The following is a 13,303-nucleotide window of genomic DNA, read 5'->3' on the forward strand; positions in this document are numbered from 1 at the left end:
GATTTATTCCATGCCCCAAGAGGTCTGACATGGCCCTTTTTGCAGCCCCCATCGCCGAACAGATCTGGGATATGAAATACCGCCTGAAGGACCCGACCGGGCAGCCGGTCGATGCCACGGTCGAGGACACCTGGCGCCGTGTGGCGCGCGATCTGGCGCGGGTCGAGGCCGATCCCGCGATGTGGGAGGACCGCTTCCAGGCCGCGTTGCGGGATTTCCGCTTCCTGCCGGCCGGTCGCATCCTTGCAGGCGCGGGGACGGGCCGATCGGTGACGCTGTTCAACTGCTTTGTCATGGGCACGATCCGCGACAGCATGGCCGGCATCTTCGACGCCCTGAAGGAAGCGGCCCTGACCATGCAGCAGGGCGGCGGCATCGGCTATGACTTCAGCACCCTGCGCCCCAGGGGGGCGGCGGTGCAGGGGGTGGCTGCCGATGCCTCGGGTCCGCTGTCCTTCATGGATGTCTGGGATTCGATGTGCCGTACCATCATGTCGGCCGGGTCGCGCCGGGGCGCAATGATGGCCACCATGCGCTGCGACCACCCCGACATCGCGGACTTCATTGCCGCGAAACAGGACAGCACCCGGCTGCGCATGTTCAACCTGTCGGTTCTGGTGACCGACGCCTTCATGCAAGCGGTCAGAGAGGACGCATCCTGGGATCTGGTCTTTGGCGGGCAGGTGTTCCGGACGGTCCGCGCCGGGGATCTGTGGGACCAGATCATGCGGGCGACCTATGATTATGCCGAACCCGGCGTGATCTTCATCGACCGGATCAACCAGCAGAACAATCTGCACTATGCCGAAACCATCTCGGCCACCAATCCCTGCGGCGAACAGCCCCTGCCGCCCTATGGCGCCTGCCTGCTGGGGTCGGTGAACCTGGCGCGGCTGGTCGGCGATCCGTTCACGCCGCAGGCCCGGCTGGACATGGCCGAACTGGATGATCTGGTCCGCGTGGCGGTGCGGATGATGGACAATGTGGTCGATGTGTCCCGGTTTCCGCTGCCCGAACAGGCGGCCGAGGCGCAGGCCAAGCGGCGCATCGGCCTGGGCGTGACCGGGCTGGCGGACGCGCTGCTGATGCTGGGCCTGCGCTATGGGTCGCCCGATGCCGTGGACTGGACACGGGCCGTGACCAGGGCCATCGCCCGGTCGGCCTATCTGGCATCAGCCGATCTGGCGCGCGAGAAAGGCGCCTTTCCCCTGTTCGACCGCGACGCCTTTCTCGCATCGGCCTTCATGGGGCGCATGGATGCCGACGTGCGCGAGGCGGTGGCACGGCATGGCATCCGCAATGCCCTGCTGACCAGCATCGCCCCCACCGGCACCATCAGCCTTTATGCCGGCAATGTCAGTTCGGGGATCGAACCGGTCTTTGCCCCTGCCTATACGCGCAGGGTCCTGCAGAAGGACGGCTCGGTGACGCACGAGGAGGTGGTCGATTACGCCGTCCGCCTGTGGCGCGACCTGCATGGCGAGGCGCCCTTTCCCGACCATTTCGTGAATGCCCAGACCCTGGCGCCCCAGGACCACGTGGCCATGCAGGCGGCGGCGCAGGAATGGGTGGACAGCAGCATTTCCAAGACCATCAACTGTCCCCCGGACATTTCCTTCGACGCCTTCAAGGATGTCTATCTGCTGGCCTGGGATCTGGGCTGCAAGGGCTGCACGACCTATCGCCCGAACGATGTCACCGGCAGCGTGCTGTCGGTCGGCGAGGCATCGCGGCCCGAGCCACCGGCCAGCGGAACCGGCCTTTCCATGGCCGAGCCGCTCGGCCGTCCCGCCACGCTCGAAGGGGCGACCTACAAGCTGCGCTGGCCGGTCAGCGAACACGCCATCTACATCACCATCAACGATGTCGTGCAGGACGGACGCCGCCGCCCGTTCGAGATCTTCATCAATTCGAAGAACATGGAGCATTTCGCCTGGACGGTGGCCCTGACCCGGATGATTTCCGCCGTGTTCCGGCGTGGCGGCGATGTCAGCTTCGTGGTCGAGGAACTGAAGGCCGTGTTCGACCCCCGCGGCGGCGCCTGGATGGAGGGTCGCTATGTCCCCTCGATCCTGGCCGCCATCGGGGGCGTGATCGAACGCCACATGATCGCCATCGGATTTCTGGCGGCCGAGGGGCTGGGCCTGAAATCCGACCCTCGCGCGGATTTGGCGGACGACACAGAACGTCCCCTGGGTCCTGCCTGCCCGAATTGCGGCCAATACGGAATGCGCATGAACGAAGGATGCATGATTTGCCCAAGTTGCGGACATTCGAAATGCGGATAGGATTGGAGGAGATAGTTCTTGTGTCCTGCCAGCCAAAAATTTTCCTTTTGCCTCCCATAATTATTCCTTTCGCAAGGCAAAAGTTTTCCTCCGCGCGAAGAGAGAAAAAGTTATGGCTGGCATGACCATCTGGCAGCCGGTTTTCAACGTTTGGGTTGCAACAGCTTGCTTTACACCGTTCCGTCACCATGATTGAGCCAGCACACGAAGGACGTGCGGGGGAATCCCACAGGCAAGGCGAAGAATGCGCTATCTCAGCATCAGACGACAAATCGAAGGCGCACTTCCAACGGTTGTCGAGCTACTCAGGGCGAAAGGTGAAAATGATGCTCTGCGTGTAATTACGCAGGCCGAAATCGATCTCCAACAAACCGGCATGGACAACTGGAACGGTGGAACGGAGCTATGGACCATTTACATAAGGCTCCCCGTATCCGTCTTTGTTTCAGTCGATGCGCTCCGGCAAGAGATAGCGGACGTCATCAACGCAAACATCCAACTTGTGTTCCGAAAAGACGAAGGGTTCTGGGTCCATGCGGAAATAGCCCTGCTCCGAACTGCTCAGAACGGTTCGAAGGTTGCTGACGGAAAAATTGGTCCGCGAACCCGGGCCGCCTTGCTGGACGAGATGCGGGCTCGCGGCACGATCTGGTACGGGGCGCTGGACGAGATCGCGTTCCTCAGTCGGATCTATGACCTGTCCTCAATGTCCTCCAGCGACAGCCGTTACGGAACGGCTGAAGGGGACATCTGGCAGCATTGTATCAACAACGATGACTGGCCGCTGGACTGGGTCTACAGCGATCCCCGCTTTAGGCTTTACGCAACGGATCAGGAAACATTGCTGAAGTTCATCTGCGAGGTCGTTCACCCAATCGTGCGAACCGATGCGGACGAACAGGCCACGCTCGTTCAAGCGTTCAACGGACACCTGGCGGCGGACGGATGGGAACTCGTCGAAGACACGGTGCTTGCTGGTCGGCCCGTCTTCGAAGCCCAGCGGAAGGTTCATGCCCTCGGAATGCCTTTGCAGCGCATCAAGGCGGTCGCCGCTACCCTGAACTCGGAAACGCTGTATGAGGATCTTCGCAGGCTGGAGCGCATAGGCGACAGCGAGCCGGGGGAGGCAATTGCCCTAGCCAAGGAGATTGTGGAAAGCTGTTGCAAGCTGATTCTGGACGACCGCAAGGTTGAGTATTCCAGCAAGGCTGAAATCCCAGATCTGTTGAAGCTCCTGCGCAAGGAGCTAAAAATCATGCCTGAAGGGATCGAAGATACCACTAAGGGCGCCTCGGAAATCCGTGACATCCTCACCAGCTTGGGCAGAATCGCCCACTCTCTGGCACCGCTCAGAAACGCCTACGGAAAAGGGCATGGCCGTGGAAGGGGGTTCAGGGGACTTCAGCCACGGCATGCCCGGCTGGCAATAGGTGCGGCCAGCACCTTCGTGGACTTCGTGCTTGATCGTCATTCGAGTCAGTAATGTCGTGCGTTTGATCGGAGGTGCCAGTAGGACTTCGTGGCTGGCGATCTCTCGGCATTTAATAATGAAACTTCGGCTCGGGCGTATCACCCAACGGAGTGTGCAGTGCGTCCACGTCCGAAAAAAGCGCCTTTCCCTCCAGTTTGACGGTCGGCCCTCCATAGCAAGTTTCACCTAAAGAGCAGTGAGACGCGCCTTGCCCAAGCAACTATGCATCCCAGTTCATGTGTTAACCTAACTTTGTCTTTTAATAACCAAAGACCGCCCGCATCCCCGCCGGCGTCATTCTGCCGCGCAGGCTGCACAGCTCCGGCTGTCATGAAAACTTCATTCGACCGCGAAGATCAATTCCATTATTCCTGAATCATGGAACAGACTCGCGCCGCCCAAGCCTTCACCATGCTCGGCCATCCCGGACGGTTGGCGGTGTTTCGCCTGCTGATGCGCTTTGCCCCTCAGGGCGTGCGCCCGACCGAGATCGCCCAGGCGCTTGGTCTGAAACAGAACACGCTGTCCCATCACCTTGCCGACCTGACCGTCGCGGGCCTGGTCCAGGCGACACGCCAGGGGCGATCGCTGTTCTACTCGGCCGATCTGGACACCGCCGAGGATCTGATCGGCTATCTTGCCCTTGATGTCGGCCGGGCGCGGCCCGACCTGCTGGCCCCCGTGCTTTCCCCCCAGAAAGATGCAGCCCCCATGTCCCCCATGTCCCCCATGTCCCCCACATCCCGTGACACCGGCTTCGATGTCCTTTTCATCTGCTCGGGCAATTCCGCCCGCTCGATCTTTGCCGAGGCGCTGCTGCGCGATCTCGGCAAGGGACGGTTCCAGGCCTTTTCGGCCGGAACGCGCCCCAATACGGAACTCAATCCCTTTGCGCTGGATGTCCTGACGCGCAACGGCCATGACATATCCGGCCTGCGGTCCAAGCATGTGTCGGAATTCCAGCAGCCCGGATCGGTCGTCATGGATTTCGTCTTTACCGTCTGCGACACGGCGGCGGCCGAGGAATGCCCGCCCTGGCCGGGCCAGCCGATCACCGGCCACTGGGGGCTGCCCGACCCGGTCAAGGCCACGGGAACGGACGCGGAAAAGGCCCTGGCCTTTGCGCAGACCTATGCGGCCCTGCGTCACCGGATCACGGCCTTTGTGGAACTGCCGTTCGCCAGTCTCAGCCGGATGTCCCTGCAATCCCATGTCGATGCCATCGGCACCGACCACGCCGCGAAAGGCTGATCCCCATGCCCCGCATTGCCCTGAACGGTCTTGGCCGGATCGGAAAGCTTGTCCTGCGCGACCTGATCGACAGCGGTGCGGGGGGCGAGATCGTGCTTCTCAACGACGCCGGGGGCGATGCCGAACAGCACGCCCTGCTGATGGAATTCGATTCGGTCCATGGCCGCTGGCGCACGCCCGTCGGCCACCGGGACGGCGCATTGGTGCTGGATGGCCGATCCATCCGCCTGACGCATGAAAGGACCATCGAGGCCATGCCGCTGGCCGAACTGGGCGTCGATCTGGTGATCGATTGCACGGGTGTCTTCAAGACCGCTGCCAGGGTGGCGCCCTATTATGCCGCGTGCGTGAAAAGGGTCGTGGTCAGCGCGCCGGTCAAGGACGGCGGGGCGCTGAACCTGGTCTATGGCGTGAACCATCATCTTTACGACGGCTCGCAAGCCCTGGTCACGGCGGCCTCCTGCACCACGAACTGCCTTGCCCCGGTGGTCAAGGTGATCCACGAGGCGATCGGCATCCGCCACGGCTCGATCACGACCATCCACGATGTGACCAACACCCAGACGATCGTGGACCGCCCCGCCAAGGACATGCGCCGCGCGCGGTCGGCGCTGATGAACCTGATCCCCACCACCACCGGATCGGCCACGGCCATCACGCTGATCTATCCCGAACTCAAGGGCCGCCTGAACGGCCATGCCGTGCGGGTGCCGCTGCTCAATGCCTCCCTTACCGATTGCGTGTTCGAGGTCGAGCGCGCGACGACGGCCGAGGAGGTGAACGCCCTGTTCGCCGCCGCCGCAAGCGGCCCGCTGAAGGGCATCCTCGGGTTCGAGACCAGGCCGCTGGTGTCCTGTGATTTCACCAACGATCCGCGCTCGTCGATCATCGACGGGCCGTCGACCATGGTGGTCAACGGCACGCAGGTCAAGATCTATGCCTGGTACGACAACGAATGGGGCTATGCCTGCCGGCTGGCCGACATCGTCCGCATGGTCGCGGGGTCGTTGTGAGCCGCGTTGCCACCCGTGCCGATCCGCTTCGCGCCTATGCGGCCGTCACGGCGGCTTACTGGGCCTTCATGCTGTCGGATGGCGCGTTGCGGATGCTGGTGCTGCTGCATTTCAACACGCTGGGCTTTACCCCCGTCCAGCTTGCCTGGCTGTTCCTGCTGTATGAGGTCGCGGGGATCGTCACCAACCTTGCCGCCGGATGGCTGGCCGCGCGGTTCGGGCTGGCGGCGACGCTGTATGGCGGTCTTGCGTTGCAGATCGGTGCCCTGGCCGCACTGGCGCAGCTTGATCCCGGCTGGGGCGTCGCGGCCTCGGTCGCCTTCGTGATGGCGGTGCAGGGCGTGTCGGGCGTGGCCAAGGATCTGGCCAAGATGTCGTCGAAATCGGCCGTCAAGCTGCTGGCACCGTCCGAGAACGGCGGGCTGTTCCGCTGGGTGGCGGTGCTGACCGGATCGAAGAACGCGGTCAAGGGACTGGGCTTCTTCCTGGGCGCGGCGCTGCTGGCGCTGGCGGGATTTCAGGCGGCGGTCTGGGGCATGGCCGGTGTGCTGGCCCTGATCCTGATCGCGGTCGTCCTGTTCCTGCCCGCCGGGCTGCCGGGCCGCATGAAGTCGGACGAGGGATGGAGCGGCTGGCGGTCGAAGGACGCGCGGGTGAACCGCCTGAGCCTGGCCCGCATGTTCCTGTTCGGCGCGCGGGACGTGTGGTTCGTCGTCGGCATCCCGGTGTATTTCCAGTCGGTCCTGTCCGACGGCACGGCCGAGGGACGGCGCGAGGCGTTCTTTCTAATCGGCGGTTTCCTCGCCCTCTGGATCATCGCCTATGGCGCGGTGCAGGCCCTTGCGCCGCGCCTGCTGGGCCGCAAGGGTCAGCCCGAGGCCGAAACGACCCGCAAGGCGATCTTCTGGTCGGGACTGCTGGTGCCGGTGCCCTGGGTGCTGGCCGCGGCGGCCTGGGCCGCGGACGGGCCGTCAGCCTGGCTGACCGCGACGCTGATCGGCGGGCTGCTGGTGTTCGGCTTTGTCTTTGCCGTCAATTCCTCGGTCCATTCCTACCTGATCCTTGCCTTCGGATCCGCCCGGCGTATCACCCGGGACGTGGGCTTTTATTACATGGCCAACGCGGCGGGCCGTCTGATCGGCACGCTCTTGTCGGGCCTGACCTATCAGATCGGCGGCCTGCCCCTGTGCCTGGCCACCGCAGGAGGCATGGCGCTGGCAAGCTGGCTGGCCGCACGGCGCCTGGCCTGAGGCGGCAGGACAGCCGCCCGTGTTCCCAGACCGGGCGGGCCGGGCCGCGGCGCACCCCCGTGGAAGGATGCCCCTGTCGAGTCCGGGCGGTGACTGCCGCAATCAGGACCGGATGCTTCTGGTGCTGAATGCCCAATACTTGCCCATCAGGAATGTGAGGAATACCACGCATGTCGTGGTTGCGATCAACGCCGGAACCTCGGGGATCGAGGTATTGGACAGCAGGATCGCCAGCAGGATCTCGTTGCAGGCAAAGCTGGACAGGGACACCAGCCCGAACCGCCAGAACGATGCCCTGAAATCCGGTTCCTGATCGGCAAAGGAATATCCCAGATGCCCGACAAAGCTGACAAGGAAGGCAAAGCCGAAGGCGATGGCATTGGCGATCAGCGGATGCCGACCGGACCCGATCAGGATGGTCCCGATCAGCAGGTGAACCAGCGTTGCCAGCACGCCGACCATGCCAAACCGCAAAAGCTGCTTCGGCATCATGTCTGCCGGGGATTCGCTGAATAATCTTCGGCGATGATAAAACCGGGCCGTCCTTTGACCTCGGTGAATACCCGGGCAAGATACTCTCCCAGAACGCCGATCGAAATCAACTGGACGCCGCCCAACAGGGAAATCGCCACGACCAGCGTGGACCAGCCGGGCACCTCGGTCCCGAACAGAATGGTTCTGGCGATTATCCACAATCCGTAAAGAATCGAGCCTGCTGCAACCAGCATTCCGATGCTTGTCCAGACCCGCAGCGGCCAGGCGGTGAAAGAGGTCAATCCCGTCACGCCGAGCCTGAAGAGCTTGTGAAAGCCGAATTTCGACGTGCCCGCGCGGCGCGGCTCCAGATGGATCGGGATGGCCTTGGACCGAAAACCGACCCAGCCATAAAGACCCTTCATGAAGCGATTGCGTTCGGGCAGCGCGCACAGCGCATCCACGACCCGCCGGTCCATCAGCCGGAAGTCCCGGGCATCGGGCGGAATCTCGACATCGCCGCCCAGATTCAGCAGGGCATAGAACAGCCTGGTAAAGGCCCGTTTCCGCCAGCTTTCGTCGTCGCGTCGGGCACGGGTTGCATAGACCACGTCAAAACCTTCTGCACGATGCGCCAGCATGGTTTCCAGATGGGCCAGCGGCTCTTGCAGATCGGCGTCCAGAATCACCACGGCGGCGCCGGCGGCCTTTTCCAGCCCTGCCATGATGGCATGTTCCTTGCCGAAATTCCGCGACAGCCGCAGGATCCTGACGGGAAGGCGGTCCGCCTGCGCCTTGGCGACGGGAAAGGTCGCATCGGTGCTGCCGTCATCGACCACGATGATCTCGAACAAACAACCCAGACGCAGCGCCTCGGTCGCGATGCGGTCGATGGTTTCGGCGATATTGTCCTGTTCGTTGAATGCCGGAACGACGAACGACAGATCCGGGATCTGGTGAAGCTGTGCCGTAATCCCGGATGGCTGCAGCTTGGCGGGGTAATGCTTCATCGTCCGATTTCCGTATTGGGGGTTTCGACGAACAGGATGCGTCGTCCGAACGATCCGACCCGGGTAAAGCCCGGGGCCAGGGCGGCGGCCAGCGTCTGGGCATCCGCCTGCGGGATCGCCACGCCATCACGGCGCTGATTGGCGGCAAGCAAGGAAATCTGCGCGGCGTCCGCGATGAAGTCGACTTTGCCGGCGGTATAGAATTCTGCCGAATAGCTGCGGGAACCCCAGTATGTCAGGTGGATTGCAGGATCGACCCCCTGGGCGGCGGCCACCAGCTCTCGTTCGGTTTTCAGGCGCAGGGTCTGGGGCATGACGCCGGACAGAATCGAGACCGCCAGCAACAGCCCGGCGGCGGCCGTCATCGCGGCCACAGCGGCCCGGCGTTCCCATCGTCCCGGCGCGCCGCGCGCCCCGGCCCAGAGCGAAACCAGAAGAACCGCTGCGGGCGGCAGGGCGGGCAGGGCATAGGCCGCCAGGATATTGGCCGCCGGGGTGAACAGCAGCAAAGGCGACAGCGTCCACAGCGCCAGATAGCTGGACCAGCCTTGCGGGGCGGACCGCAGGCTGTCCGCCAGGGCGCGGGGCCGCGCGATCAGGGCCAGAGCGAACAGGGTCCAAGGCAGAAAGGTCGCCAGACCGTACAGCCAGATCATTCCCTTGGGACGGGCGTGGCCGGACCCGTAAAGATCCCCTTGCCAGCCCGGAACCACGAAACGGTCGAAATGTTCACCGATCAGGAAATAGCGCAGAAAGCCGGGCGTTTTGATCTCGGCCGCGACATACCAGGGAAGCGTCAGCAGCGCCGCCACCAACAGCCCGCTGCGCCAGGGCAGGACCAGGCCACGGCGCCAGCGGCCCTCCAGCGCCAGCCAGCCCAGGATCGGAATTGCGGTGACGACCAGGGCGACCGGCCCCTTGGCCAGCAGTCCTATCGCCACGCCGACGAAAAACAGATGCCCCCACAGCCGCCGGGTCCGGGGGTCGGTCGCGCAGGTGTGGAATGCCACCATGCTCAGGGTGGTCCCCAGCACCATCGCCATGTCGGTCATCACAAAGGCAGACGCACCATAGAACAGCGCCGATGACGCCAGCACCGCCGTCGCCAGCAGCGCCTGGTCGATGCCGCGGTTGCGGTGCACCCAGCCAAACAGCAGCCCCAGCACCGCAACCGCCGAAGCCAGGATCAGGATTCGCGCGCCGAAAGGGTTGACCCCGAAGATCTTCATTCCCAACGCTGACAGCCAGGTGTGCAGGGGCGGCTTGCCCCAGAACGGCACGCCGTAATCGAATTGCGGGGTGATCCAGTCCCCTGTTTCCACCATCTTGCGGGCGATCTCGGCGTAACGTGCCTCGGTCGTATCGACGAAAGGCAGCCACGCCACCGCCAGCAGCCGTGCCGCCAGCAGGCCCGACAGCACAACGAACAGCCAGCGTCGATCCGCGCGGCTCAGGAACAAACCGGCAGGCCTGGCCTGTGGCGCTGCGCTGCCGGAGAAAAGACTTGGAACGTCGGTTGCGGTCATTCGGGCCCACCTTTCACGGGCGAATTAAGCCATCAACCTTGTCCGCAGCATCGCGGGCACTATACAGATCGGTAATCTTGCCGCAATGGGCGGGCAGTCGGCCGCATCCCGCCACGCGCGTGCGGAGCAGGAGGAAACCATGCGCGTTCTGGTGATCGAGGATGACCGCGAGACGGCGGACTATGTTTGCTCCAGCCTGCTTGCGCTTGGCCATCTGGTCGACCATGCGGCTGACGGAAAACACGGTTTTCTTCAGGCGCTGGATAATGACTTCGACGTGATGGTGATCGACCGAATGCTGCCCGGCCTCGATGGGCTGACGCTTCTCAGATCCCTGCGCGGGGCGGGGGTGACCACGCCGATCATGCTTCTCAGCGCAATGGACGGGCTGAAGGACCGGGTGGACGGACTGGAGGCCGGAGCCGACGATTACCTGGTCAAGCCGTTTGCCTTTTCCGAATTGTCCGCGCGGTTGTCGGCCCTTGCCAGGCGGCCGCCCATAAAGACCGAAGAAACGCATCTGCGGGTTGCCGATCTTGACCTGGACCTGCTTCGCCATACCGTTTGCCGCGCAGGACAGGCCATTGCCGTGCAACCCCGTGAGTTTCGCCTGCTGGCCTATCTGATGCGCCACGCCGACCGGGTCGTGACCCGCACGATGCTTCTGGAATCGGTCTGGGAGTTCAACTTCGACCCCGGCACCAACATCGTCGAGACGCATATCAGCCGGTTGCGCAACAAGATCGACAAGCCCTTTGATCGTCCGCTGATCCACACGGTGCGCGGTGCGGGATACAGCCTGCATGGCTAGGCCTTCAGCCCCGAAAGCGGGCGGTTTGCCGACATCGGTCCGCCTTTCGCTGCAATTTTCCTTTTTGTATGCGGTCTTGTCGGCCGTTGTCTTTGCGATGGCCTATTGGTTCACCCAGTACGAAGTCCATGACTGGGTGATCGACCAGATGCGTGGTGACGCAGGGACATTGCAGGCGATCTACCAGACCGGCGGGGCGGCGATACTGGTCGATCACCTGAATGCCCTGGCCGCCGTCAGCTTCGAGGATGCGCGGGTTTACCAACTGCAGGATGCCAGCGGCGCGGTCTTGGCGGGCAATATCGACCTCCCGATAGGCCGTCCGCTTCCTGCCATGATCCCGGCGGACCAAATCGCCGCTGCTGGCTCGATCATTCACGAAGTGAACGGTTACTGGATGCAGGAAACCCCGATCGGTCCTTACCGGCTGATCCAGGGGTCGGGCGATCACATCGTCAGGGAAGTCCTGGAGGCCCTGGGCACCGCGCTGGTGCTGGGCTATCTGACGGTCATCGTGCTGGGACTGGTCGCAGGGATCCGGGTTGGCCGTATCACCGAAAAACGCATCGCCGCGATCCTGAATGCCCTGACGCGGCTGTCGGACGGCCAGCTTGCCGTCCGGCTTCCCGTTCCCGCAGGGGGCGGGGATGACCTGTCGCGGGTCTCGGTCAAGGTCAACGACATGCTGGACGAAATAGCACAGCTTGCCGAAAGCCAGCGGCAGATCGCCAACGACATAGCCCACGACATGCGCACACCGCTGCAAAGACTGCACCAGCGGCTGGAACGGCTGCGCGCAACGCCCGGCGTCGCGGCTGATGAAATAGACGCATGTCTTGGCCAGACCCGGGACATCATCTCGACCTTCAATGCGCTTTTGCGGATCGCCCAGCTTGAAGGCGGGGACCGGCAAGCCCGCTTTGGTCTGGTGGATCTGGCGCCGATCCTGTCCACCGTCATCGACGCCTTTCGTCCGGTGGCCGAGGATCGCGGCATTGACCTGCGTCTGTCTGATCCCCCGCAGGCGCTGATGGTGCGGGGCGATCAGGGACTGCTGACCCAGATGTTCTCGAACGTGGTCGAAAATGCAATCAAGCATTGTCCATCAGGCACGACGGTTGCCGTTGACGGGCTGTCCGACGACCGGACGATCGTTGTGCGGATTGCCGACAATGGTCCGGGAATCTCGGCCACGGACCGCGAACGGGTGTTCCAGCGTTTCTTCCGAACCGAACGCAGCCGGCATACGCCCGGGAATGGCCTGGGGTTGGCCTTGGTCAAGGCCATCGCCCAAATACACCACGGGACGGTTTCGGTTCAGGGAAACAATCCCGGGGCGGTCTTTAGGGTCGAGTTTGCCGCCTGCAAATGAAGGCCGCCCCGGGAACCGGGGCGGCGATAGAGTGGATCAAGGGGGCGCTCAGCCTTCGTTTTCCTCGCCGGCCTCCTGCTGCTCGCCGGCTTCGTTGCCCTCGTCGGCTTCCTGCTGCTCGCCTGCCTCGTCGCCCTTGTCATCGGCCGAATCCTGGTCCCCCTGGATAGCAGCCCCGGTTGCGGCGTTGACCATGCTTTCCGAGACGGCGCCCGAAGTGTCGGCGGTCTGGAGTTCGATGCCGAGCGTGCCGTCCTCGGTTTCGTATTCGATCCCCATTACCTTTGCGCCCTGTCCCTCGGCCGTCGAGATCGCCTGCAACAGCGACACCTTTGCGCCCTGGATTGCCGCCAGTTCCTGCGCCTCGTCCGCATTACTGTCGCCGTCGTCCTTTTCCACGTTGGGCGTGCTGGCAAGGATCGCGCCGGTCATCGGGTCGATGCGGTGGTCGATCTCGGTCGTTCCGTTCTGGGTGGTGACGTCGAAATAGGTGCCATCCTTTGTTGCATCGAATTCGGCGCCGGTGACGATGCCTTGACCAGCCGCCTCGGCCGTGCGGATCGCGTCGGCAAGCGTCACCTTGGCGGTGGACAGGGCCTGAACCTTGGCCGAAGCGTCATGGTTTCCGGCATAGGCAAGCGTCGCACCCATGCCGCCCAGCGCCACGGAGCCCGCCAGCGCCGCCATCATCACGCGCGAAAAGCGGGATTTCGGTTTCGTTTCCATCTGTGTCATCCTTGCTGTCGGCAACGACCATCGCTGCCATGACACCAATCTGGCGGTCGTCCCTGCCGGACTGCTGTCATGAACATTGAAACTTTGTTATGTGAGCCAAAA

The 13,303-nt window shown here is 63.4% G+C and carries 11 protein-coding genes; 7 read left to right on the forward strand and 4 right to left on the reverse strand.

Annotated elements, in window-relative coordinates; translation table 11 throughout:
- Positions 1–29 precede the first annotated feature (29 nt).
- The 5 genes from EYE42_RS00510 (at position 30) to arsJ (ending at position 7,273) form a co-directional block, all read left to right on the forward strand.
- Positions 30–2,288 carry an adenosylcobalamin-dependent ribonucleoside-diphosphate reductase gene (locus EYE42_RS00510; RefSeq protein WP_130989359.1) on the forward strand — a complete coding sequence of 753 codons (2,259 nt, stop codon included), beginning with the start codon at positions 30–32 and terminating at the stop codon, positions 2,286–2,288.
- A gap of 244 nt (positions 2,289–2,532) precedes the next feature.
- A complete protein-coding gene (locus tag EYE42_RS00515; protein WP_165455669.1) occupies positions 2,533–3,771 on the forward strand; it encodes an abortive infection family protein in 1,239 nt (412 codons plus the stop codon).
- A gap of 366 nt (positions 3,772–4,137) precedes the next feature.
- On the forward strand, positions 4,138–5,010 hold the full coding sequence (locus EYE42_RS00520) for a metalloregulator ArsR/SmtB family transcription factor (protein WP_130989361.1): 873 nt from the start codon (positions 4,138–4,140) through the stop codon (positions 5,008–5,010).
- A gap of 5 nt (positions 5,011–5,015) precedes the next feature.
- A complete protein-coding gene (locus EYE42_RS00525; protein WP_130989362.1) occupies positions 5,016–6,023 on the forward strand; it encodes an ArsJ-associated glyceraldehyde-3-phosphate dehydrogenase in 1,008 nt (335 codons plus the stop codon).
- The gene (arsJ, locus tag EYE42_RS00530; RefSeq protein ID WP_281277791.1) at positions 6,020–7,273 is read left to right on the forward strand and encodes an organoarsenical effux MFS transporter ArsJ; all 1,254 of its coding nucleotides are present in this window, start codon (positions 6,020–6,022) and stop codon (positions 7,271–7,273) included. Before EYE42_RS00525 ends, arsJ begins: the two co-directional genes overlap by 4 nt.
- Positions 7,274–7,375: 102 nt before the next feature.
- Here arsJ and EYE42_RS00535 read toward each other — a convergent pair whose 3' ends face one another.
- The 3 genes from EYE42_RS00535 to EYE42_RS00545 are packed head-to-tail and all read right to left on the reverse strand — an operon-like array spanning position 7,376 to position 10,283.
- Positions 7,376–7,765, reverse strand: coding sequence for a GtrA family protein (locus EYE42_RS00535; RefSeq protein ID WP_130989364.1), 390 nt, complete (start codon positions 7,763–7,765; stop codon positions 7,376–7,378).
- A complete protein-coding gene (locus tag EYE42_RS00540) occupies positions 7,762–8,757 on the reverse strand; it encodes a glycosyltransferase family 2 protein (RefSeq protein ID WP_130989365.1) in 996 nt (331 codons plus the stop codon). The genes EYE42_RS00535 and EYE42_RS00540 overlap by 4 nt, the downstream gene beginning before the upstream one ends.
- A complete protein-coding gene (locus EYE42_RS00545; RefSeq protein WP_130989366.1) occupies positions 8,754–10,283 on the reverse strand; it encodes an ArnT family glycosyltransferase in 1,530 nt (509 codons plus the stop codon). Before EYE42_RS00545 ends, EYE42_RS00540 begins: the two co-directional genes overlap by 4 nt.
- A 139-nt stretch (positions 10,284–10,422) precedes the next feature.
- Between EYE42_RS00545 and EYE42_RS00550 the strand changes: the two genes are divergently transcribed.
- Together EYE42_RS00550 and EYE42_RS00555 are read left to right on the forward strand one after the other, a co-directional pair.
- Positions 10,423–11,094, forward strand: a complete 672-nt coding sequence (locus EYE42_RS00550; protein WP_130989367.1) for a winged helix-turn-helix domain-containing protein — start codon at positions 10,423–10,425, stop codon at positions 11,092–11,094.
- 97 nt (positions 11,095–11,191) lie between these two features.
- Positions 11,192–12,466 carry a HAMP domain-containing sensor histidine kinase gene (locus EYE42_RS00555; RefSeq protein WP_165455670.1) on the forward strand — a complete coding sequence of 425 codons (1,275 nt, stop codon included), beginning with the start codon at positions 11,192–11,194 and terminating at the stop codon, positions 12,464–12,466.
- Positions 12,467–12,514: 48 nt separating this feature from the next.
- Here EYE42_RS00555 and EYE42_RS00560 read toward each other — a convergent pair whose 3' ends face one another.
- The gene (locus EYE42_RS00560) at positions 12,515–13,192 is read right to left on the reverse strand and encodes a PepSY domain-containing protein (protein WP_165455671.1); all 678 of its coding nucleotides are present in this window, start codon (positions 13,190–13,192) and stop codon (positions 12,515–12,517) included.
- Positions 13,193–13,303: the final 111 nt, after the last annotated feature.

This window comes from Paracoccus subflavus, from assembly GCF_004310345.1.
Classification (GTDB): domain Bacteria; phylum Pseudomonadota; class Alphaproteobacteria; order Rhodobacterales; family Rhodobacteraceae; genus Paracoccus; species Paracoccus subflavus.